This window comes from Abyssisolibacter sp. ZYX002 (assembly GCF_056892235.1).
Genome location: NZ_JARMXH010000004.1, coordinates 251,905 through 276,487 on the forward strand (window position 1 = coordinate 251,905; position 24,583 = coordinate 276,487).

The following is a 24,583-nucleotide window of genomic DNA, read 5'->3' on the forward strand; positions in this document are numbered from 1 at the left end:
TTTTATAAAGTTACTAAAAATTAAAGAATATTAAAGGAAAACAGAGAAAAAAGTAGAAATAGTCTTGTAATGGAGTTTATTTCTACTTTTTTTCGTGCAAATAAGTATTATAATTATATTATGAGTATTTTTGCTTGCAAGTTATCGTAAATACATATAATAACAAGAAATTATAGATAAGAAAAATAGATATTTTTACATATTGGGAAACATACGTGTAAAAAAATGAAGATATATTAGATAGAACGTAGCTAAAATAGAACAGGAGTGGTGGAGTGATAGATTTTGTCAGTATAACAAAGCAATATCCTAACGGAGCAAAAGCTTTGAGAAATATAGATATACATATAGATAAAGGTGAATTTGTATTTTTAGTAGGTGCAAGTGGAGCCGGGAAATCAACATTTATAAAATTATTACTAAAAGAAGAGAATCCCACAAAGGGTAATATATTATTTAATGATTTAGATATTACATACGTAAGAAATCGAAAAATACCAGATATCAGAAGGGGGATGGGAGTAGTTTTCCAAGATTTTAGACTTTTAGAGAACAAGACAGTATTTGAAAATGTAGCATTTGCAATGGAAATAGTCGGGTCGCCATCAAAGGAAATACGGAGAAAAGTCCCGAGTATACTGAGTATGGTTAATTTGAGCACAAAAGCAAACTGTTATCCAAGAGAACTTTCAGGAGGAGAACAGCAAAGAACATCAATAGCTAGAGCAATAGTCAACAATCCTAGATTGTTAATAGCAGACGAGCCTACCGGAAATTTAGATCCAGATACAGCTTGGGATATAATGAAACTTCTTAAAATGATTAATAGAAGAGGAACAACCATATTAATGGCTACACACGCTAAGGATATAGTAGATTGTATGAAGAGAAGAGTTATTGAATTAGATGCAGGAGAAGTAGTAAGAGACGAAGCGAAAGGTGTGTATGACAATGGGTATTAGATCCTTAGGAAGGAGCATAAAAGAAGGTTTTAAAGGTGTATTTAGAAACAGATTAATGAGTATAGCATCAGTATGTTCCGTGACATCTGTGTTGATTATACTAGGTATAATCATGATAGTTATACTGAATATTAACAACTGCACATTAACAGTTAAAGATTCATTTGATGAAATGCAGGTATACATAAAAAATGATGTAATAGGCGAACCATTAAAAAATATGAAGTCCCAAATAGAGGCTATAAAAGGAGTAAAAAAAGTAGAATTCTTATCAAAAGAAAAAGCATTTGAACTAGAAAAAGAGAGATATGGTGATGATGCATTTTTGTTAGAAGGTTTTAAAGATGAAAATCCACTCCCAAACAAATACATAATATATTTAATCGACATATCTTATGCTGATAGCGTAGTAAAAGAGCTAAAGAAGTTAGAAGGTACAGACATCGTAAAATATTATAAAGATATTATAGATAAAATGCTTTATATATCTAAAATGGTTAGAATGGGTGGATTAGTAATCATAGGTATACTTATGGCTATATCAATATTCATAATTACAAACACTATCAGAATAACAGTAGCTGCTAGAAAACGAGAAATAAATATTATGAAATACGTTGGAGCTACAAATGGATTTATAAGAGGACCGTTTGTGATGGAGGGTATAATACTTGGTTTAATAGCATCTGGGATATCAATATTAATAGTTAATTTTACATATAACTATGTATTCAAAATTGCTAACGAAAAATTATATATATTTATGACAATGTATATAATACCACCTTTTAAAATATTCAATGACATAGTTATACTATTTACAGCAATAGGGGTTGGAATAGGAATTTTAGGAAGTATTATTTCACTTAGAAAGTTCTTAAAAGTTTAAATGAGACAAGCTAATAGTTTAAGTAATAATAAGGGGGAGAAAGTAATTGAAGAAGAAAATAGCTATTCTAACAGCTGTTATTATGATGTTTATTGCACTGGATAGTATATCATACGATAGTTATGCCGGCAATAGTATCAATAGCTTAAAAAATAAGCTTAATAATACTAACAGTGAAATAAAGAAACTGGAAAAGTCATTAAAACAAAATGAGGCAGAAAAGAAAAAAGTTGCAAATGAGATAAAACGATTAGATTTAAATATGGACAAGGCACAAGAAGAACTAGAGATAGTAGAGGCTGAGCTGAAAAAAGTCCAAGGAGAGATTGAAGTTACAAAAGGTGAACTGGCTCAGGCTGAGGATAACATACTCAAAAAAAATGATGTGCTAAAACAAAGAGTACGTGCTACTTATATTAACGGAAATCTAGGATACTTAGAGGTATTATTAGGAGCAAAGGATTTTGGTGATTTATTGTCAAGATTAGATATGGTTCAGTATATTATGAAGCAGGACAAAGAATTATTAGGATATATGAAAGAGCAAAAAGAAATTATTGAAGATAAAAAGAAAGAGTTAGTAGGAAAAGAAGCTACGCTTACAGTAACGAAAACTAATGTAAAACAAAAAAAATCAAGTTTAATGCTAGCATCTAGACAGAAGGAACAGATTATAGCAAAGCTAAAAGATAGTAATGCACAATTAGAAAAAGAACTTAACACAATGGAAAGACAAGCAAAAGAGTTAGATAAACTTATAGCAAGCCAGATGTCAAAAGCAAAATATTCTGGTGGAGTAATGCACTGGCCAGTAGAAGGATATTTTTATGTTACATCTAAATTTGGAATGAGAAAACATCCAGTTTTGAAGAGACCTATGTTTCATTCGGGCGTGGATTTAAGAGCACCACAAGGAACAAGTATATTAGCAGCAAACGATGGTGTTGTAGCTTTTGCAGGTTATTATGGGACTTACGGCAAGCTAGTGATAATAGACCATGGTGGAAAGATTGCTACGGCATACGCACATAACTCAAGGTTATTAGTAAAGAAAGGACAGAAAGTAAAAAAAGGACAAGTAATATCCAAATCAGGTAGCACAGGAAGATCAAAAGGTGCTCATTTACACTTTGAGGTTAGGAAAAATGGCGATAGAGTTAATCCAATAAATTGGATAAAATAATATTATATTTCTCAAATTGACACTAACTAGGTATAATATGAGTCGTTGTTTAATAAAATAAACTATGCAATTGTATCCTAATTTTAGTAGAGGTGATGAAATGATACCAAAAAGAAAAGCAATAGTGATTGCAGTTCTTCTTGTAGTTATAACTAGTGTGTCTACAATATTTGTTACGAATTTAATAGAGTACAATTTTCTCGAATCGGTTAGAATCAGTAAAACAGAATACGATAAGATAAAAGATATATACAAGAATCATACAAAGCTTTTTCAGCTAGAGGAATATATCAAAGAAAATTTCTTAGAAGATATAAAAGACACAAAGTTATTTGATGGACAATTGAAGGGAATGTTTGAAGCTTTAGATGATCCGTATTCAGAGTATATGACGCCAAAAGAGTTTAAAAGCTATATGGATTTAGCAAAAGGTAGTTACGAAGGGATAGGTATCTACATAGCACCAGGAAAAGACAATCTTATAACAGTAATATCACCTATAGAAGATACACCAGCAGAAAAAGCAGGCATAAAGCCAGGAGATAAAATAATCAAAATAAATGGCAAAGAGTATTTGGCAGAAGACTTAGATGACGCTGTTAAAATTATGAAAGGCAAGCCAAATACAAGTGTAACAATAACCATAATGAGAAAAGACAAAAACAATAAAACAATAACCAAGGATATAAGTATTAAAAGACAGATAATAAGAGTAGAGAAAGTCAAATCTAAGTTAATAAATAAAGAAATAGGATATTTGAGATTAAGACATTTTGACGAATATGCTTATGATGAATTCATGAGTCATCTAAAGAATCTTAAGAGTAAAAATATAAAAGGATTAGTTATAGATTTAAGAAGCAACCCAGGAGGGTACTTAGACGAATGTGTAGATATAGCTGATGAGTTAATAGGTAAATCACTGATAGTTTACACAGAGACTAGAAAAGGAAAAAGAAAAGAAGAATATTCGGATGCAAATAAGTTACAAATACCATATGTGCTGTTAGTTAATCAAGGTAGCGCTAGTGCGTCAGAGATTCTTGCTGGAGCAGTACAGGATACAAAATCAGGAGTTATAATAGGAACAAAGACATATGGTAAAGGTATAGTTCAGCTAGTAAATCCACTTGACGATGGATCGGGGTTTAAAATAACAGTATCAAAATATTATACTCCTAATGGAAGAAGTATACATGGTATAGGTATAATACCAGATATAAAAGTAGAGATGTCGTCTGACATAAAAATAGGAGTAGATAACATAAATGCTGATGTTCAATTAAAGAAAGCAGTTAGTGTGCTAAAACAGAAAATTAAATAGTTATTAGTTGAAGGAGTTATTTTGTTTGTGAAATCAAATAAAAAAGCTCCTTTTTTAAAGATTTTTTTATAATTTTCAAGTAAGATTAGATCAAATATAAAGAGGTTATTAAAATAATTTAACAATTTACATATATAAACATAGTTGACAAATAATATAAATAAATTTATAATGTAGTAAAATAAATAATACAAAGGAGTGAGAAATATGAAATGTAAAAAAATAGCCTTATTATTAGTTATTGTATTGCTAATAGGAGCAAATGGTGTATTTGCTAAAGATTTATGTGCGTCGGAATATGAAGTAGGTATTAGAGCTGTTTCAGCACCTACATCTGAACCTTCAAGCTATCCGTACGAAGGTAGCTGGGATGGTACATCTAATTACACATATACTAAATATTATTTTACATCAAGCACTTTCTATGCTAAGGCAGATGGCAAATTCAGTGTTAAATATTATTATGATAATGGAGAATATATCAGCACTCAAAAAGCAACATATGATAGTTATAGTAAAAAATATGTAATCAGTGCACTAGTGAATGGACTTGGAGGTAGAAAATATTACTGTAAGATATACAATAAAGCATCTGGCTCAGCATCTGGTACAAGCTATATAGTAAGTACAGCATACTAATAAGCGTATTATAAAGAAATTATGCTTATTAAATTACGTACTAGCTTTCAATATTATAACATTTGATTTAGCTATAGTATTTTAATATAAGGAGCTTTACATTTAGCTAAATGTAAAGCTCCTGCTCTTTATCAAGTTATTTTTTTATAGGCATTTGTATCTCTGTTACAAAATTTGCAGGGTCAGATTCATTCCATCCTCCTTTAACAGAGACATGACGAACATTACCATTAATCTCATAGCGATTATCTTCAATCCACTTAGCAAGATAAAAGAAAGCAGCATCAATATTTTCATAACTACCTTTATGCTTAACAGATGCTACTAAAGGAATAGAAGACACTTCTCTAAAAATAATGCTATCTTCATTATCCTTTAGCACCGAGATAGGCATAGCTACTTCAATATCTACATCTTCTGTTTTATGCTCACCATCATGATAGATAGCAAAGGGTGGAGCTAAGGGTTGCAGTTCATTATTAATACAATAACTACCCAATTTTTCCCAAAGAGCTATTTCATTACTATAATTTTTAACAATTGCTCTAGTTGATACAACTTTAATAGTAGGTATTTCCTTTAACTTTACTTCATATTTCATAAAAAAATCATCCTTTCCCATTATAGATATAATATTATCGATATTATTAACTTTTTTCTTTTCTTCCTCAATACCTTTTAAGAGTTCTTTTTGCTTAAGCTTTAGTTGGTTTAAAAAGTCATGATTATCTTTACATTCAATCAAGTAAGTAATCTCATCTACATTAAAACCAGAGTCTCTGAGAGTGATAATTTTGACCAGTTTAGGTATTTGATAAGCAGAATAATAACGATAACCTGTAAATTGATCAATTTTAGCAGGTTTAAAAAGTCCTACTTTATCATAATATCTAAGCATTCTAGCTGATATTTTAGCAAACTTCGAAAATTCATTAATTTTATACAAAATTATACCTCCTAATAATATGCATATTATTGACTTAATTTTATTATAAACTTTGTCAGTGTGATAAAGTCAATATGATTTTATATAAATAAAAATAGAAATATAAAATATCGGATAAAATACTATTGACAAATTTAAAATAAGTATAATATTTAATAGTCTAAATTTTCTAAGTCTTTATAGAGCATTTGCTAATAAAAATAAATTTTTAATTTTTAATAAATTACTATTATAATCTATCAAATTTTATGTTAAAATAGTCAGAGAATAAAAAAAGATTGAGAGGGTAGATATGAGAATAGGTTTTGATCACAAGAAATACTTAGAAGAACAATCAAAGTTCATACTGGAGAGAGTAAATGATTACGATAAGTTATACCTAGAGTTTGGAGGCAAGCTACTTTGTGACTTACATGCAAAAAGAGTTTTGCCGGGATTTGACCCAAATGCAAAGATAAAATTACTACACAAGCTTAAAGAGAAAGTCGAAGTTATTATATGTGTTTATGCTGGTGATATAGAGAGAAATAAGATACGGGGAGATTTTGGTATAACATATGATTTAGATGTGTTAAGATTAATCGATGAATTTAGATTCTATGAGCTTGATGTAAACAGTGTTGTTATTACAAGATATGATAACCAACCTTCTGCTAAAGTTTTTATAAACAAGCTTGAGAGAAGAGGAATTAAAGTATATACTCATAGTTCAACGAAGGGATATCCAACAGATGTAGATATAATAGTAAGTGATGAAGGCTATGGACAAAATCCATATATAGAGACAACAAAACCAATCGTAGTAGTTACAGCACCTGGACCTGGAAGTGGTAAGCTAGCTACATGCTTAAGTCAGTTATATCATGAACATAAATTAGGTAAAGTTGCTGGATACTCTAAATTTGAAACCTTCCCAGTTTGGAATGTACCATTAAAACATCCACTAAACATAGCTTATGAAGCAGCGACGGCGGATTTAAAAGATGTAAATATGATAGATTCATTCCATTTTGATGCATATAACGAGATAGCGGTAAACTATAACAGAGATATTGAAACGTTTCCTGTATTAAGGAGAATAATAGAAAAGATTACAGGGGAAGAATCGGTGTATAAATCCCCAACTGATATGGGAGTAAACAGAGTAGGTTTTGGTATTACAGATGATGAAGTAGTCAAAGAAGCTTCAAAGCAAGAGATAATCAGAAGATACTTCAAAACTGGATGTGAATATAAAAAAGGGTATGTTGATCTTGACACATTTCAAAGAGTAGCACTTATTATGGAAGAGCTAAATCTTAAAGTAGAAGATCGTAAAGTAGTAGTACCAGCTAGAGAAAGAAGTGCTAGGCTAAAGCAAGAGGAAAATAGAACAGAGCAAGCCCCAGCAGTAGCATTAGAATTAGAAGACGGCACTATAGTTACAGGTAAGGGTTCTGAAATAATGGATGCTTCAGCAGCAGTAATATTGAACTCCATCAAGCATTTAGCCAAAATAACAGATGAGATTCATTTAATATCACCAGTGATATTAGAACCTATTATTAACCTTAAATCAAAAACTTTTGTTAGTAAAAAGGTAGCATTGACATGTGAAGAAATACTATTAGCATTAAGTATATGTGCAGCAACAAATACTATGGCTGCAGCAGCGATGGAAAAACTAGCAGAGTTAAGAGGATGTCAAGCACACTCAACAACAATATTGAGTACTAGTGATGAACAAACTTTTAGAAAACTTGGAATTGATGTAACATCTGATCCTGAATATCCATCTAGTAGTTTATTTTATAATTAGATAAAATAAAAAACGAGCAATTGTATATTCAAAAAAATATATGACTATGCTGTATTTAAACTAATCTTATCAAATAAATGTATGTAATATTTAGTCTTAAATAAGACTGTAAAGAAATTGATATAAAATATAGTTATTAAGCTTAAGTTGAGGGGGGAATTTAATTCTCCCCTCAAATTTATGCTTATCTTGAGCTAAGAATTCATTACAATTTCAGTATTCAGCGAGTAATAATTTACACCTCTATAAGTAATAACATAAAAATAACTACTCATTATATTTTCAAACCAGTTCTTAATTTTACTCTCTTGAAATTAATATTCTTTTTATACCTATCAGAGTCCATACCCAAAATTTAATTATGTAATAAATATAAATAAGAGCAACATTAATGTATTAATATGGATGTGTTTTTGAAAATAGTTTTATTATTTTTAATCCAGTGACATAAAGGGGTAAAAGAATAATGTTAGAATTGCAATAGATAGAAAAAAATACAATAATATATATTAAATAAAAAATAAGGAAAAAATATTGCAAGCTGTAAACAAAAGGAGAGGAAATATGAAATTAAATTTGCTAAAATTTAATGAATTAGATAGAGAGTGGATATTCATAGGGGATTATAATATATTGCTTCAAAGTACTGATTTAATAGATGATATAATTTGTCTTTTAGAAAACGATATGAATGAACAAGATATGATTAAAGAATTAGCAAAAAATTACAACAAAAAAGAAGTGCAAGCTCAAGTAAGAATTATTAAAGAATCTTTGGATTCTAGCATAGAACACAAAAAAAAGTACCTAGATAAAATATATAATGTAACACATCAGGAATGGTTAGATGGTAAGCTTTTAAGAGGATTGCTTATGAATATTTCTAATGACTGTAATCTGAGATGTAAATATTGCTATGGCGATGGTGGAAGTTATGGATTTATGAGACAAGTCATGGATATTGATATGGCAAAAAAGACAATTGACTATTGGTTAAGGTACGCAAATCTAAACGAGAAACTATCTGTCATTTTTTTTGGAGGAGAGCCATTATTAAATAAAAAAGTATTAGTATTTTCAGTTAATTATATAAATGAATGTCTTAAAAAGTTCAATAAAAAAACGACTTATTCCATAACAACAAACGGTACTATACTAGATGAAGATATACTGACATTATTTAGCGAGAATGATTTTAGAGTCACAGTTAGTATAGATGGGGATGAAACTTTTCACAATGACAACAGACCATATGTTTCGGGTAAAGGTAGTTATATTACAATAAAAGAAAATATATACAAGTTAATAGAAAAAGGAATTAATGTAGGTGCAAGATTGACGCTGACACATGATAAAGTCAAAAATTTGTATGAGTCTGTAAATAATATATGGAATATTGGTATAGATAAAGTGAATTTTGATTTAGTAATTTCAGAAAATGAAACGTATAAAATAACACATAAGGATATAAAAGATATAGAACAACAGGTAAGTAAATTAGCTAATATCACATATGATAGCATAATTAATGATAACAATAAAGTCTTACAAGTGTTAATGAGATATGTACAAGCAATACATGGTAAGGTAGTAGCGCAAACTTGTGGATATAACTCGTTGAGAGCCTTGATGGTAAACACAAATGGAGAAGTCTTTAGATGTCATAGATTACTTGGAAATGACAAATTTACAGCAGGAAACATTGAAAAGGGAATAGACTGGGATAGATATACTACTGATGTTGATTTGAGTTGTAGCACATGTTGGGCAGACAGTATATGTAATAAATGTGCACAAATAAACTATAGTTGTAGTGGTGATGTAAAAAAAGTCTATGATATATGGTGTGATTTTAGAAAAATATTGATGAAAGAGGGTTTAAAACTTTATGTTAAATTAAACGCTATATAATCAGTATATAAAAAAAGGGTATAAGTTTTGACATAACTTAAAATACATAAAAACCAATAAATTATACAGGAAAGGAGGAGAAGGAGTGAAAACTATACAACCATTAAATAACAAAGATACATTTAAGATTCCAGATATAATAAGTTGTGGTAACGACGATTACTGTGGCTCATGCGATGGAATTTGTATGCCTACATGTAGATAGTAGAGAAAAAGTCTTAGAGGTGTGTTTTATACACACCTTTTACCTTATTTGATCAGTTAAGTTTATGTAAGTTCTTTTAGAGAGAGGAAGAATAGTATGCACAAAGTACTAGAAATAAAGGGGAAAAAATATATTTTTTTACCTAATAGTTTACTTATATTTGGATATGACAAGGAATTAGACAAGTTATTTATAAATAGTTACAAAGATAATCAAATGAGTGCAACTAGTCAAGTTGATAAAATAATTTATAATGAAATAGAAATGGGAAAGATTTTAGAAAAAACAAACAAAGAAGCTTTACTAGAGAGTGAAAAAAAGCATGTTGATTTACAGATAAATATAGCCCATGGTTGTAATATGAATTGTAAATACTGTTTTGCTGATGGAGGAAATCATGATAAAGTAGGCAAAATGTCAAGTGAAACTGCAAAAGATGTCATAGACTATATTTTTAAAGAAGATTCAAATGTTATAGCTAAATCAATACAAATTGTTGGAGGAGAACCACTTATTAATCCAACTATATTTAAAGAGATAGTTGAAAATATACAAAAATATGCTCAAAAGTATAACACTAAAGTAGAAATTACTACAACAACTAATGGGACAATGTTTAACGATGAAATAATAGATCTTTTTAATAAAAAAGAAGTGAGCTTTATGGTTAGTTTAGATAGTATGGATAAGAAGACAAACGATTATTTAAGATCGTGCTCAAATAAAACCATCAGCCAGTATGATAATGTAATGAATAATTTCAATAAATATAAAGAAGAAGTAAACTTTGATATATTTCATATAACCGTTACCCCATATAACAAAAATATTCTAGAAACAGCTGAGAAATTTTACGATATGGGAGCTTTCCATCTTCATTTTGATTTGGTGAAGTCACATGATAAGAATTTTAAGTTTTGTAAAGAAGATATCGAAGAAATAAAAAGTGAATATTCTAAACTAGCAGACATGCTATTAGATTTCATGATAAGAGGAAAGAAAGTTAGCTGTCACCCTTTATTGACTAATTTAGATAGACTATATGAGAGAAAACCTATAAGAAGGAAATGTGGATCAATGTATAATCTCTTTGCATTTGATTCGTTTGGAAACATATATCCGTGTGATATGTTAATGTGGGATGAGTACAAATTGGGGAATATCAATGGAGACTATGATTTGAGAAAGCATAAGAAATTAAAGCTATTCTTAGATGATGACTTAAAATGTAAAAAATGTTGGGCAAGGTATGTATGTGGGGGGCTATGTCTATCCGAAAAATTGATTTATAACGACAATGAACAGCGTGAATTATTGTGTGAATTGAAAGAACACATAGCCAAGCTCAAAATATATATTTACGACATATTAAAGCAAAAAGGTTTAGAAAAAATGGTAGCGTTAAAATGAAAATGAAAGGATATCCATAAAGATGAAAGATTTAATTTATGAAAATAGAAAGACAATCTTACCATTTGAAGAAGATGGGAGTTTTTTCATATACAATGGAAGAAAAGGTATGCTATTTAATGTACCAGAAATAATTTATTATATATTTAAGTCAATTAATTTGTTTGATAAACAATATAATGAAGAAAGGTTTATAGAATTTTTAGGAGAAAAATATAAGACTAATGATATAAAAAATGCACTAAAACAAATCAAAGAACTTAATAAGCAATACGAGCCACTAAAAAATGTGGTGTATGAAGCTTATAATAGAGAAAAAAATCGCAAATATATAACTGGGTTATGGCTAAATATAGCACATGATTGCAATTTGAAATGTAGTTATTGTTATGCTGATTGTGGTACATATGGAGGAAAAGCACAATTAATGACTAAAAACACAGCTAAAAAATGTATTAACCATTGGTTTGATAAAATAGATAAAACTAAGAAAAGATTTAACATAGCTTTTTTTGGAGGAGAACCTTTAGTCAATAAAGATGTACTTATATATTCAGTAAATGAAATAAATAAATTATTAAAAAATATAGGGGCTAGAGCTAAATATACAATGACAACCAATGGAACGATTTTAGATTCTAAATTAATAGATTTTTTAAAAGAAAATGATTTTGATATGTCTGTTAGTATTGACGGATTAGAATTGATTCACAACAGAAATAGACCGTATGTATCTGGGAAAAATAGTTATAAAGATGTATTAGAAAACACAAAAAAATTATTAGAAGTCTTTCCTGAAATGGTTATAAATATGGTAGTTAAAAAAGAAGATATTTCTTTTATGGAATCATCTGTTGAGCATTTATGGAATCATGGAATAAAATTTGTCAATATAGCACTTTGTATTGATAAAGATCAAACATTTGACTATGCAGATTTACTATCTTATAAAGATCAAATAAAAAGCCTTGCAAATAAAACTAGTCAAAATATTATCAAAGGTAATTATAAATCAGTAAACAACATAATAGAAAGTATAGTAGATATTAGAGACAGAAAAAATAATGGGAAATGCTCATTGTACAATGATAAAGTACTTGTATTTGCAGCAAATGGAGATATCTACAAATGTTATAAGACTGTAGGCGAAGACGAGTATAAAATATCAAATGTAAAAGAAAAGAACATTGATTTTTACAGGAAAAATTACGAAAAACAAAAAATAAATAAATGCGAAAATTGCTGGGCACAAGCATTGTGTAATGATGGGTGTCCTATAGAGAATAAACTGTATACAGGCGATATAGATTTACCATCTGATATAAATTGTGCTCAAATCAAGATTATAAAAGAAGAAAGTATAAGAGTGTATTCTAAAATGCTAGTAAGCAACAATAAAGAATTAAATAATTTTTTTATGGAGATGAAAATATGAATAATAAACTATTTTTGTATACAAGTAACGGAAAAAATTATGTCTATGAAACAGAAACAGGATTAATTTATTTAGCTGAGCAATATGACTTTAAACAATATAATAACCAAAAGAATGGAAAATCTCTTGTGAGAAAGACCTTTGATATAAGTGAGGATATGTGGAAAGATGGGAAAGTGCTACAAAATCTATGGCTAATAACTACACATTCTTGTAATATGAATTGTTCATACTGTTATGAAAAAGAAAATGATCTTGAAAATAAATTTATGAGTAAAGAAACAGCAAAAAAAAGTATTGATTACTTTCTAAAATATTTAAACAAGGATACTAGAAATATAAAAGTAAACTTTTTTGGTGGAGAGCCATTATTAAACAAGGAAGTTTTCTTATTTGCAACAGAATACATTAACGATAAATTATCTAAATCAAAATATAATATTAGCTATATATTAACTACAAATGGAACAATTTTAGATGATGAAATACTTGATGTAATAGTTAAAAACAACATGAATATAAACTTTAGCATTGATGGTAACAAAGAAACTCACGATGGTAATAGAAAATTTAAAGATAATAAAGGAACATTTGACGTGGTAGTAAGTAACATAAAAAAAATATTAAAAGTTCACAATAATGTAATGGCTAGAATTACACTAAATAAAAAGTATATAAATAATTTTAAGGATGATGTATTATTTCTATGGAAACTAGGACTAACAAGTGTATATTTTTCACCAGTTGATACAACTGATGAAAATTTAAGGCTCGATAAACAAGCATTAAATGTTTTTCAAAAACAATTGATTGATTTAATTCAAATAATGAATGATGAAACCAATAATAAGAATAAATTTACATTAGCAAATATAATTGATTATGAAAGTAGAATAGAAAATAATAGATTGATGAACGAATGTCAATTTTATAATTCATTTACTATTATGTTTTCACCAGAAGGAGATTTGTATAACTGTTCAAGAGTTGTTGGAAATAAGCAATTCTGTGCAGGTAATTTGGATTCAAAGTTAATATGGAACAAATTTAAGAGAGAATTTAAACCTATGAACCAATGTTATGACTGTTGGGCAAAGAGATTATGTGGCGGTGGTTGTCTTATAACAGAGATGGATGAAGAGGATTGCTTATATAACAAAATAGTCATTGAAAATTCACTAAAAAGCTATACATTTATAAAGACAAGTAGTTAAAAAAGATTTAAAAAACTATAAATAATCACCCTAGAGAAATTAATGGGTGATTATTTTATATAGATATAAATGGTATAAGAAATTTATTCACTTCTTACTTGTTGTTTTAATCTTTTAATAGTAAATTTAGAAGGTAGTAAACCAGCAAGCAAACCTAAAACAAATGAACCAATAATTAAACCAAAGAAAATTTTAGAGTTTACGATATAATCAAATACACCAGTGTTGACATATGAATAGTGTCCACATATAGCTATTATCAAAATAGTACCAAGCAATAAACCAGTAGTAACAACTATCAACGTCTCAATAACAGTCATCTTGAATATTTGAGATTTTTTAGCTCCTACAATTTTTAATGAATTAAACTCTCTTTGTCTGACACTCATAATGATAGCAAATGTATTAAACAATGCAATAACAGATAGCAATATAGATATACCTATCATTAATAATGTTGCTGCTACTTGGATATCAAAAGCAGGATTATTTTGATAATAACTTAAGCTATTTTCTTTAGCATTCGCTATTTTATTATTTAAGTAGATAGTGTTGTATTTATTATCAAAACTGTTTTCAAAAGCAACTTTATCACTTATTATGGCATCATATATTTCGCCATTGTAGTTTGAGTTTATATTATAAAAACCTACTACAGTCATTATTTTTTTAGACCCGTTCGTAAACCAAACCTCAATATCATCTCCTATATTAAATCCATGTACATATTCAGATAATATTATTTGATTATCGGACAATTTTCTTGAACTATCAAATCCCTTAATAGTGATGTTCAGAGATACATTATTTGCACCTATAATACGCAATTTATTTAGTTTATTTTTTTTATTCACCAATATATCTAAAGTCTTAATTCCAGTATAAGAAGCTGTCCGTGGGATGTCTTGATTACTTATATTTGTTACTATATAAGGATAGTTACTAGCTATATCATACTTTGCATTTGTTACAGTTTTAATATATGTCATGTTATTAAGCACCATTACGCCATTTATAGATATCATTATTGCGATAGAAATGCTCGCAATAGCAAATTTTGATGCTTTAATTTTAACATTGGCACTAGCAACTTGACCTAAGCTATTGTGCATATTTCTAGTGAATATAGACAACAGGAAGTTTATAATAATCATGATAACAGGAGATAGAAGCATTATTCCGCCTAGAAATACTGAACATGATAGAAATCCCATACCAACACCAATACCTCCTCTAAATGGAGTGAATTTGGCTATTGAAACACCTCCTGCAATCAATATGATTCCAATAAGCATGCTCATTATAGAATACTCTGAGAATTTACCTCCAATCTGCTTAAAAGCAGACATAGGAGCTATCTTTAATGTTTTTCTAGCAGTAATGAATGAAACTATAGAAATAAGCAGTAATATACAAATAACAGATAATATATTTATAGATAAATTTGAAATAGGTTTAAAACTAATATCTGTAACACCTAGTCTAAAAAATCCATCAGCAATGAATTTTGAAACAGGAATGCTTGTATATATACCGATTATGCCACCTATTAAACCAATAAAAATATTTTGAACAGATATTAATCTATTAATCTTACTTTTAGTAAATCCAAGTATTCGCAGTAAAGCAAAACTTTTTAGTCTATGCTTAATACTAAATTTAATAGTGCCACTTAGTACAAAGCCTGATATAACTACGCATATAAATGCCATAGTCAAGAATATAATAAAAAGCGAAGAGTTAACATAGGCTATATAAAACAGCTCACCTTTATTTATACTATCTCCTGTTAGGACATTAAAATCATGGTCTTTTAGTTTATTTATATCGTTTTGAATATGTTGTGATTTAATTCCAACATTATAGCATCCATTTGATAAACTTATAGCTGTATCATCGTCAAAAAACACATAGTTTTGTAAATCGTATATATTATTTAAACTACTACTTACAATACCAGATACAGTGTAGAGTTTCTTATCTCTTTTAGTTTCAATAAGAATTGAATCTCCTACATTTAAATTATTTTTGTTAGCTAAATCATTATCAATCAATACTTGTTTTTTACTAGGAACATTACCCTTAACTATAGAAAACTTAGTTAAATCCATACTTGAAGCATTATGCCCAGCAATTTTACGATATGATAATTTTTTAGCATTGATGTAAAATGTATAATCAAAAACACAATCATACTTTTCAGACAGATAAGATATATCTGAATCATTTAAAGGGATATTGCCATCAACATCTTTAGAATGAGTCTTAATCTTATCTTTTTTATTATATTTTAGTACAATTTCGTTATTATTACTTACTACTATATCAACACCATCAAATCTATGACCATAATCTTTAAGTTCCAAAGCACCAAATAATAAAGAAAGGCAAGAACATATTATAGTGACAGAAACTATAACAGATAAAAAAGTGCCGAAAAAGAGTTTTTTATTTTTAAATATATCATTAAATATTAATTTATTCATCACTCGATAACCTCATCATAATATTAGCTACTTCATCAGTAGATGGCCTTTCTAGAGTTTTAATTATTTTACCATCAAGCATGAAATGAACAATGTCACATTTGGATGCAACATTTATATCATGAGTTATTATTAATATTGGAGATTCAAATTCCTTAGCTCCTAATAATAATAATTTTAAAACCTCATTGCTTGTTTTTAAATCTAATGCACCAGTTGGCTCATCTGCCAAGATAATATTATTTTCACCTAATAAAGCTCTAGCAATTGCAACTCTTTGTTGTTGACCACCGGATAGTTTATTAGGTAGTACTTTTTCCTTACCTTTTAGCCCTAGAGTATTAATTAGATGCTTGAGTTTTTTATTGTTGATTTTTGCACCTGATGTTTTGTAGGGTAATTTTATGTTATCAATTACATTTAGAACTTCTATTAAATTATATTGTTGAAAAATATATGTTATATTGTTTCGTCTAAATTTAGTTAGTTTAGATTCTTTCAACTTAGTAATATCTGTTCCCAGTATATAAATACTACCTGATGTTGATTTTTCTAATCCAGATATACAATTTAATAAAGTAGATTTACCACAACCAGATGGTCCCATTATGGCAGTTGAGACATTATCATATATATCTAGATTTAAGTTTTCAATAGTATACTTTTTACTATCATCGTATTTTTTACTAAAGTCTTTAATACTGATAGCTACTTTTTCTTTATTAATGAAATGTTTTGATTTATCATCAGTAACATTTTTATCAAAAAAATAATCTATATCAACATCAAAATATTTTGCAATACTAGGCATTAACAATATGTCTGGCATAGAGAGTCCATTTTCCCATTTAGATACTGCCTGCTTTGATATACCAAAATGCTCTGCAATATCTTTTTGTGTCCTGCCTTTTAATTTTCTTAGATATGCTAAACGCCCGCCAACAAATACGTTATTTACATTATTCATAAACAAATACCTCCTTCTCATTAATATGATTCTCAATAATAACAAAAGTAATTACATTGTTGCATAATAAAAATAAAAAATCAATATCATTTAGTCAACCATTGGTTGACTCGCATAGAAACTTGGTTTTATAAATAGTTAAATTTTAATATATAACAATAATAATGAAAATTCTCAGGTTTAACTTATTTGATTAACGGGGAAAATACTAAATATTTACAAAAGGAGAGCGTGTAGATAGTATGTATATGTTTAATAAATTATTGAAATTAATAGTTAACCCAATATACATCATAATGATCATATTAGTATTTTATCAATACATAAGATTAGAAAAAAAGGAAAAAGAATTATTAGGCATTGTCAGAGTGACATATTTAAAGCATTTTTTATTATCTCAGTTTAATGGACTAGCAGTTGGTATATTAATAAGTATAGTACTTAAGATTATTCCTATTAAAATTGATATATCTTGTTTTAAGTATGCTTTAATATTATCTATACTTATGTTTTTAGTCAATCCAAGATATGCTTGTATAGCTTATTCAGGTGCAGGAGCATGTATAATAGGGATGGTATTAAACAAAGACATACAAGCATTAAGGAGCATAATAGTTATAGTAGGACTGTTACACTTAGCAGAAGGTATGCTAATAAAGCTAGATGGGCACAAATCATACTTACCATTATATTTAGAAAAAAACCATGAATTAATAGGTGGCTATAAGCTAAGTAGATTTTGGTGTGTACCATTCTACATAACACTTAGAGGATACAATATGTTATTTCCAGTAGCTTCAGTGCTTGGATACACAGATTTAGCAATATCAGATAGTGTTAGTAATACAACAAAAGAATCCGCTAAAATGTTAATAAGTTATAGCTTAGTAATTTTTACATTAGTAGCTGTATCATACGTATATGATTTGATTTTAATAATTGCTATAATAGCAAGTCCAATACTACATGAGTTGATAATTATAAAAAGAAGAAGTGCATGTAAGAGCAAGAAACCAAGTATAACAGTTTGCAATAATGCAGTACGAGTATTAGACGTAATACCAAATACTATAGCAGATGAACTAGGTTTAGCTATAGGAGATGAAGTTATAACAATAAATAAAACAATAGTAAAATCAAAGGATGATGTAAAAAAAGCTGTTACTAAAGATAACGAATTAGAAATAGTTTATTATAGCAATAATGAAAAACGAGTAATAAAAAAAATACATAGAAATATAAACAACAAGACATTAGGTGTGCTTATACTAACAGAAGATGCAAAGATGACGTTAGATATAAAGCCTAATTACAGTATTTTTTATAGGATAATTAACTATATTATAAAGAAAACTTAAGAATGACTAAGTCGTTGATATGACTTTTTTATCAATGGAAAAACTCCAATATTAAAGAGCAAAAAAACAGTATAATAAATGGTGTATCCCTTCTATTTGATTATATCATTATAGAAGATTACACCATTTCGTTAATATTATTTATATAACCATTTTTTACGATAGGTTATTAGATTCTTATTTTTGTATCTTTTTTAATACTGTAATTCCCAAGGTTTACAAGAAGAAAAAGTTGTTCTTTGTAAATTTAAAACTATGATATTATTTTTCTTAGTTAGCTTTTTCATTTTTCCACCTCCTTTAATTCTTCGATTTGCAGAACTCTATAAACCTTATTAGCACGTGATTTTAAATGATTTTTTCACATAGTGTTAATGAATATATAACACATAGCATAATAATAAAATCACTTTTAAAAGACAAATCACTTAAAAACATTGTATAAATGAACTCACTTAAGTGAATTCACTGGCAATGTTAAAATCAGATTAGATCATAGTAAAATCAAACCATAATAACAAAAATATTATTTATATTTAATAAAATTCTATTTTTGTTATTTTTATAAGTTTCGATAAAAAATTTCATTTTCCTTCTTATTTTTATAATTAATTTGTCCTTAAATACAATAAACTAGCAACAATTATAGAATTATCTTTCTTTAGTTCTATGTACAGGACTTAAATTTACCATCTTTAGACGGTATATGCATTTAGCCATTAAATGAATAAAAAACAGATATTATAGTTAATAATGGATAAAATAAAGGGCTATCAGTTTTATTAGCAAATATTACAATTCAATAGTTTAATATTATGTTTGACATATAAAAATAAGTAATATATAATAAGTAACGAACAAACGTTCCTTGAGTATGAATTCTTAATTCGATAGCACCAATCTGTAGTGTATATTTAGGTGGATAAAATATAATTAATTAAGAAAGGAAAAGTATAATGATTTTCCCAATGTTTTCATTATACAAAGGTGAATATATGGGACAATTTAAAATAAGTTCGGAATATGTACCAAGAGGAGATCAACCAAAAGCTATACAGAAATTAAGTGAGTCAATTTTAAATGGAGTTAAAAAACAAACATTACTTGGAGTAACAGGTTCAGGTAAGACATTTACTATGGCGAATATAATACAGGAGGTTCAAAAACCTACAATTATTATAGCACACAATAAAACATTAGCAGCACAATTAGCAAGTGAATTCAAAGAGTTTTTTCCGGAAAGTGCAGTAGAGTATTTTGTCAGTTTTTATGATTACTACCAACCTGAAGCATATATACCTGGTACAGATACGTTTATAGAAAAAGATTCATCAATAAATGAAGAAATAGAAAAATTAAGACACTCAGCTACAGCTTCGTTATTTGAACGCAAAGATGTGATAATAGTAGCAAGTGTATCGTGCATCTATGGATTAGGTGATCCTATAGACTATGAAAACCTTATACTTTCGCTCAGACCGGGTATGATTAAAGATAGAGATGAAGTCATTGAAAAGTTGATAGATATACAATATACGAGAAATGATATCAACTTTACAAGAGGTGTTTTTAGAGTTAGAGGAGATGTAGTAGAAATATTTCCAGCATCATCGACTGAAAACGCTATAAGAGTAGAATTTTTTGGAGATGAGATAGATAGAATAACGGAGATCAATTCACTTACAGGAGAGATAATAGGACAGAGAAATCATATATCAATTTTCCCAGCATCACACTACGCCACAACAAAAGAAAAAATAGACAGAGCGATAAATACAATAGAAGTAGAACTTGAAGAGAGATTGAAGATACTTATTAGTGAGGATAAGTTACTAGAAGCACAAAGACTAAAGCAAAGAACGAGATATGATATAGAGATGTTGCAAGAAATGGGCTATTGTCAGGGAATAGAGAATTACTCAAGGCATATCAGCGGTAGAGAAAAAGGTAGTAAACCATATACATTACTGGATTATTTTCCAGATGATTATTTAATGATAATAGATGAATCACACGTTACATTACCCCAAGTTAGAGCTATGTACGGTGGAGATTATTCCAGAAAATCAAATCTAGTAAATTATGGCTTTAGATTACCATCAGCATTAGATAATAGACCACTTAAGTTTGATGAGTTCGAAAAGCATATGAACTATGTATTGTTTGTTAGTGCAACACCTAGTGATTATGAAAAAAAATTATCAGAGAATATTGTGGAGCAAATAATTAGACCGACAGGATTATTAGATCCACTGATAACTGTCAAACCTACTAAGAATCAAATAGATGATTTAGTTAAAGAGATAAATATAAGAGTAGCTAAAAATGAAAGAATATTGATAACAACGCTTACTAAAAAGATGTCAGAAGACTTAACTGCTTACTTTGAAGAATTAGAAATTAAGGTCACATATTTACATTCAGAAATAAAGACTATGGAGAGAATGCAGATAATAAGAGATTTCAGGTTAGGAAAATATGACGTATTAGTTGGGATAAATCTTTTAAGAGAAGGACTAGATCTGCCAGAAGTATCATTAGTTGCAATACTAGATGCAGATAAAGAAGGATTTTTAAGATCTGAGACATCAATGATTCAAACTATAGGTAGAGCAGCTAGAAATTCAAATGGAAAAGTAATAATGTATGCAGACAAGATTACTCGTTCAATGGACGTAGCAATAAGTGAAACAAATAGAAGGAGAAGCTTACAGAAAAAGTATAACCAAGAGCATGGTATAACACCAACAACTATAAATAAATCAGTTAGAGATGTAATAGAGGCTACAAAAGTAGCAGAAGATGTAGAAGAATACAATGTATCAAGCTCTGTAAATATAGAAGATGTTAAAGAAATGATAATTAAGCTAGAAACTCAAATGCATAGAGCTGCAGAAAAACTTGAGTTTGAAAAAGCAGCAGAGCTCAGAGATGAGATAGAGAAACTTAAAAAGCAATTATAACATTAGAAGAAGGGAATGAAAAGGGTGGAGAAGCTAATAATCAAAGGGGCTAAGGAACATAACCTAAAAAATATAGATATTGAGTTACCAAGAAATAAGTTTATAGTATTAACAGGTCTAAGTGGCTCAGGAAAATCTTCTTTAGCGTTTGATACTATATATGCAGAGGGTCAAAGAAGGTATGTTGAGAGCTTATCTTCATATGCTAGACAATTCCTAGGTCAAATGGAGAAACCACATGTAGAGCATATAACTGGTTTATCACCAGCTATATCAATAGATCAAAAGACAACGAATAGAAACCCAAGATCAACGGTAGGGACTGTAACAGAAATATATGACTATCTTAGACTATTGTATGCGAGAGTCGGGATACCTCATTGTCCAAAATGTGGCAAAGAAATAACTTCACAGACGATAGACCAAATAGTAGATCACGTATTAGAACTAGAAGAGAGGCAAAAAATTCAAATATTAGCACCAGTTGTACGTGGCAGAAAAGGAACACACAAAAAGCTAATAGAAGATATAAGGAAGCAAGGTTACGTTAGAGTTAGAATAGACAAAGAAGTATACGATATAAACGATAACATAGACCTGGAAAAAAATAAGAAACATACAATAGAGATTGTCATAGATAGATTAGTAATAAAAGACGGTATACAAAATAGATTGACTGGTTCAATAGAGACAGCAATAGAGTTATCTGGGGGGCTAGTAATAGTGGATGTAATAGAGAGCGAAGAACTGTTATTTAGCACTAAATTTGCTTGTGTAGATTGTGGAGTAGCAATGGACGAGTTAGCTCCTAGAATGTTTTCTTTTAACAGTCCTTTTGGAATGTGTCCAGTCTGTAACGGTCTTGGAAATCACAAAAAAGTTGACGAAAAGCTAATAATACCTAATAAAGAATTATCAATTAATGATGGAGCTATCGAGCCTTATAGTAGAACAGGAGAGGATACCTATTATTACAAGATAATTAGGACAATAGCAAAGGACAATAACTTTAGTTTAGAAGAACCAATAAAGAATGCACCGAAGAAACTCATGGACGAATTACTATATGGAACTGGAGAAAGAGAAATATCTTTCACCTTTGATAGTAAGTATGGAGGAGAAAGAACACATAGGGGTACTTTTGAAGGTGTAATAACTAACCTTGAGAGAAGATACAATGAAACTAACTCAGACTATATGAGGAACAAAATAGAAGAGTATATGAGTATAATTCCATGTGAAGCTTGTGGTGGAAATAGATTAAAGCCTGAAAGTTTAGCAGTTACAGTTGGAGATAAAAACATAATAGAAGTTACTGGTCTTTCAGTAGCAAAATCACTAGAGTTTTTTAACAACCTAGAGTTAAGCGAGATGCAAAAATTTATAGCGGAGCAAATACTAAAAGAGATAACCAAGAGATTGTCGTTCCTCAAGGATGTAGGGTTAGGATATTTGTCGCTGTCAAGAAGTGCAGGGACGCTATCAGGAGGAGAATCTCAAAGAATAAGACTTGCTACACAAATAGGTTCTAGTTTGGTAGGAGTTTTGTATGTGTTAGATGAACCAAGTATAGGGTTACACCAAAGAGACAACGACATGTTATTGAAAACACTTAGGAATCTAACAGATATAGGCAATACACTATTAGTAGTAGAACATGATGAGGATACAATGAAATGCGCGGATCATATTGTAGATATAGGGCCTGGTGCAGGAGTACATGGTGGAGAGATAATTGCACAAGGTACATTACAAGAAATAATGGCAGTAGAAGATTCAATAACAGGACAATATCTAAGTGGTAAGAAAAAGATAAAAATTCCAAGCAAGAGAAGAGTGACTAACGGAAAATGGATAGAAGTAAAGGGTGCAAAAGAAAATAATCTTAAAAATATAAACGTTAAATTTCCGTTAGGTCTCTTTACATGTGTCACAGGAGTATCAGGTTCAGGTAAAAGTAGCTTGATAAATGAAATACTATACAAGGGAATAAGAAGAGAGCTTAACCGTAGCAAGGTTAGACCAGGAAAGTTTAAAGAAATAAAAGGCTTAGAGCATATAGATAAGATAATAGACATAGACCAATCACCAATAGGTAGAACACCAAGAAGTAATCCTGCAACATACACAGGGGTATTTGATCATATCAGAGACATATTTGCAATGACAAAAGAAGCCAAAGTTAGAGGGTATAGCAAAGGTAGATTTAGTTTCAACGTAAAAGGTGGAAGATGTGAAGCTTGTAAAGGTGATGGAATAGTGAAAATTGCGATGCACTTTTTACCAGACGTATATGTCCCATGTGAAGTTTGTAAGGGTAAGAGATATAACAGAGAGACATTAGAGGTAAAATATAAAGGCAAAACAATAACAGAAGTATTGGATATGACGGTAGAAGAAGGTGTAGAATTCTTTGATAATATTCCAAAAATAAAGAGAAAATTGCAGACAATGTATGATGTTGGATTAGGATATATAAAGTTAGGGCAGCCATCAACGCAACTTTCAGGAGGAGAAGCTCAGAGAATAAAACTTGCTGCAGAGCTTAGTAAAAGAAGTACAGGTAAGACGCTATATATACTAGATGAGCCAACTACAGGACTTCACATAGCTGACGTACACAAATTGATTAAAGTACTTGACAAGCTTGTAGAAGGGGGAAACACTGTAATAGTAATAGAGCATAACTTAGATGTTATAAAAACAGCTGATTACATCCTAGATCTTGGGCCAGAAGGAGGAGATGAAGGAGGATGTATAGTAGCAAAAGGAACACCAGAAGAAGTAGTGAAAGTCAATAAATCATATACAGGAAAGTTTTTAGGAAAGGTTATGAATCAATAAAAGTAGAGAATAAGTATTGTAAAAAGTGTCTATACTCCTAATAACTATT

General features: G+C 29.2%; 16 protein-coding genes. 13 read left to right on the forward strand and 3 right to left on the reverse strand.

Annotated elements, in window-relative coordinates:
• The first annotated feature begins 275 nt into the window (after positions 1–275).
• The 5 genes from ftsE to P3X86_RS13735 all read left to right on the forward strand — a co-directional run bounded on the left by ftsE (position 276) and on the right by P3X86_RS13735 (position 4,997).
• Positions 276–962 carry a cell division ATP-binding protein FtsE gene (ftsE, locus tag P3X86_RS13715; protein WP_483293267.1) on the forward strand — a complete coding sequence of 229 codons (687 nt, stop codon included), beginning with the start codon at positions 276–278 and terminating at the stop codon, positions 960–962.
• Positions 952–1,851, forward strand: coding sequence for a permease-like cell division protein FtsX (gene ftsX / locus P3X86_RS13720; protein ID WP_483293268.1), 900 nt, complete (start codon positions 952–954; stop codon positions 1,849–1,851). The genes ftsE and ftsX overlap by 11 nt, the downstream gene beginning before the upstream one ends.
• Positions 1,852–1,897: 46 nt before the next feature.
• Complete coding sequence (locus P3X86_RS13725; protein WP_483293269.1) at positions 1,898–3,034, forward strand: murein hydrolase activator EnvC family protein; 1,137 nt, start codon at positions 1,898–1,900, stop codon at positions 3,032–3,034.
• 100 nt (positions 3,035–3,134) lie between these two features.
• Entirely contained in the window at positions 3,135–4,358 is a 1,224-nt protein-coding gene (locus tag P3X86_RS13730) for a S41 family peptidase (protein WP_483293270.1), read from the forward strand.
• A 207-nt stretch (positions 4,359–4,565) separates the two neighbouring features.
• Positions 4,566–4,997 (forward strand): hypothetical protein, encoded by a 432-nt coding sequence (locus P3X86_RS13735; RefSeq protein ID WP_483293271.1) that lies wholly within the window; start codon positions 4,566–4,568, stop codon positions 4,995–4,997.
• Between the two features lie 136 nt (positions 4,998–5,133).
• On the opposite strand, the gene P3X86_RS13740 is transcribed toward P3X86_RS13735, so the two are convergent.
• Positions 5,134–5,943 (reverse strand): MerR family transcriptional regulator, encoded by an 810-nt coding sequence (locus P3X86_RS13740; RefSeq protein WP_483293272.1) that lies wholly within the window; start codon positions 5,941–5,943, stop codon positions 5,134–5,136.
• Positions 5,944–6,235: 292 nt separating this feature from the next.
• On the opposite strand from P3X86_RS13740, the gene P3X86_RS13745 reads away from it, so the two are divergent.
• The 5 genes from P3X86_RS13745 to P3X86_RS13765 all read left to right on the forward strand — a co-directional run bounded on the left by P3X86_RS13745 (position 6,236) and on the right by P3X86_RS13765 (position 13,916).
• Positions 6,236–7,741 carry a DUF1846 domain-containing protein gene (locus P3X86_RS13745; RefSeq protein ID WP_483293273.1) on the forward strand — a complete coding sequence of 502 codons (1,506 nt, stop codon included), beginning with the start codon at positions 6,236–6,238 and terminating at the stop codon, positions 7,739–7,741.
• Between the two features lie 564 nt (positions 7,742–8,305).
• Positions 8,306–9,652, forward strand: coding sequence for a radical SAM protein (locus tag P3X86_RS13750; protein ID WP_483293274.1), 1,347 nt, complete (start codon positions 8,306–8,308; stop codon positions 9,650–9,652).
• A gap of 301 nt (positions 9,653–9,953) precedes the next feature.
• On the forward strand, positions 9,954–11,267 hold the full coding sequence (locus tag P3X86_RS13755; protein ID WP_483293275.1) for a radical SAM protein: 1,314 nt from the start codon (positions 9,954–9,956) through the stop codon (positions 11,265–11,267).
• Positions 11,268–11,289: 22 nt separating this feature from the next.
• Complete coding sequence (locus tag P3X86_RS13760) at positions 11,290–12,702, forward strand: radical SAM protein (protein WP_483293276.1); 1,413 nt, start codon at positions 11,290–11,292, stop codon at positions 12,700–12,702.
• Complete coding sequence (locus tag P3X86_RS13765; RefSeq protein ID WP_483293277.1) at positions 12,699–13,916, forward strand: radical SAM protein; 1,218 nt, start codon at positions 12,699–12,701, stop codon at positions 13,914–13,916. Before P3X86_RS13760 ends, P3X86_RS13765 begins: the two co-directional genes overlap by 4 nt.
• Before the next feature lie 83 nt (positions 13,917–13,999).
• On the opposite strand, the gene P3X86_RS13770 is transcribed toward P3X86_RS13765, so the two are convergent.
• Both P3X86_RS13770 and P3X86_RS13775 read right to left on the reverse strand, forming a co-directional pair.
• Entirely contained in the window at positions 14,000–16,402 is a 2,403-nt protein-coding gene (locus tag P3X86_RS13770; protein WP_483293278.1) for an ABC transporter permease, read from the reverse strand.
• Positions 16,395–17,369, reverse strand: a complete 975-nt coding sequence (locus P3X86_RS13775) for an ATP-binding cassette domain-containing protein (protein WP_483293279.1) — start codon at positions 17,367–17,369, stop codon at positions 16,395–16,397. The genes P3X86_RS13770 and P3X86_RS13775 overlap by 8 nt, the downstream gene beginning before the upstream one ends.
• A 242-nt stretch (positions 17,370–17,611) precedes the next feature.
• On the opposite strand from P3X86_RS13775, the gene P3X86_RS13780 reads away from it, so the two are divergent.
• From P3X86_RS13780 to uvrA, 3 genes are all read left to right on the forward strand, one after another.
• A complete protein-coding gene (locus P3X86_RS13780) occupies positions 17,612–18,727 on the forward strand; it encodes a hypothetical protein (RefSeq protein WP_483293280.1) in 1,116 nt (371 codons plus the stop codon).
• 995 nt (positions 18,728–19,722) lie between these two features.
• A complete protein-coding gene (uvrB, locus tag P3X86_RS13785; protein ID WP_483293281.1) occupies positions 19,723–21,690 on the forward strand; it encodes an excinuclease ABC subunit UvrB in 1,968 nt (655 codons plus the stop codon).
• 24 nt (positions 21,691–21,714) lie between these two features.
• Positions 21,715–24,534, forward strand: coding sequence for an excinuclease ABC subunit UvrA (uvrA, locus tag P3X86_RS13790; protein ID WP_483293282.1), 2,820 nt, complete (start codon positions 21,715–21,717; stop codon positions 24,532–24,534).
• Positions 24,535–24,583: the final 49 nt, after the last annotated feature.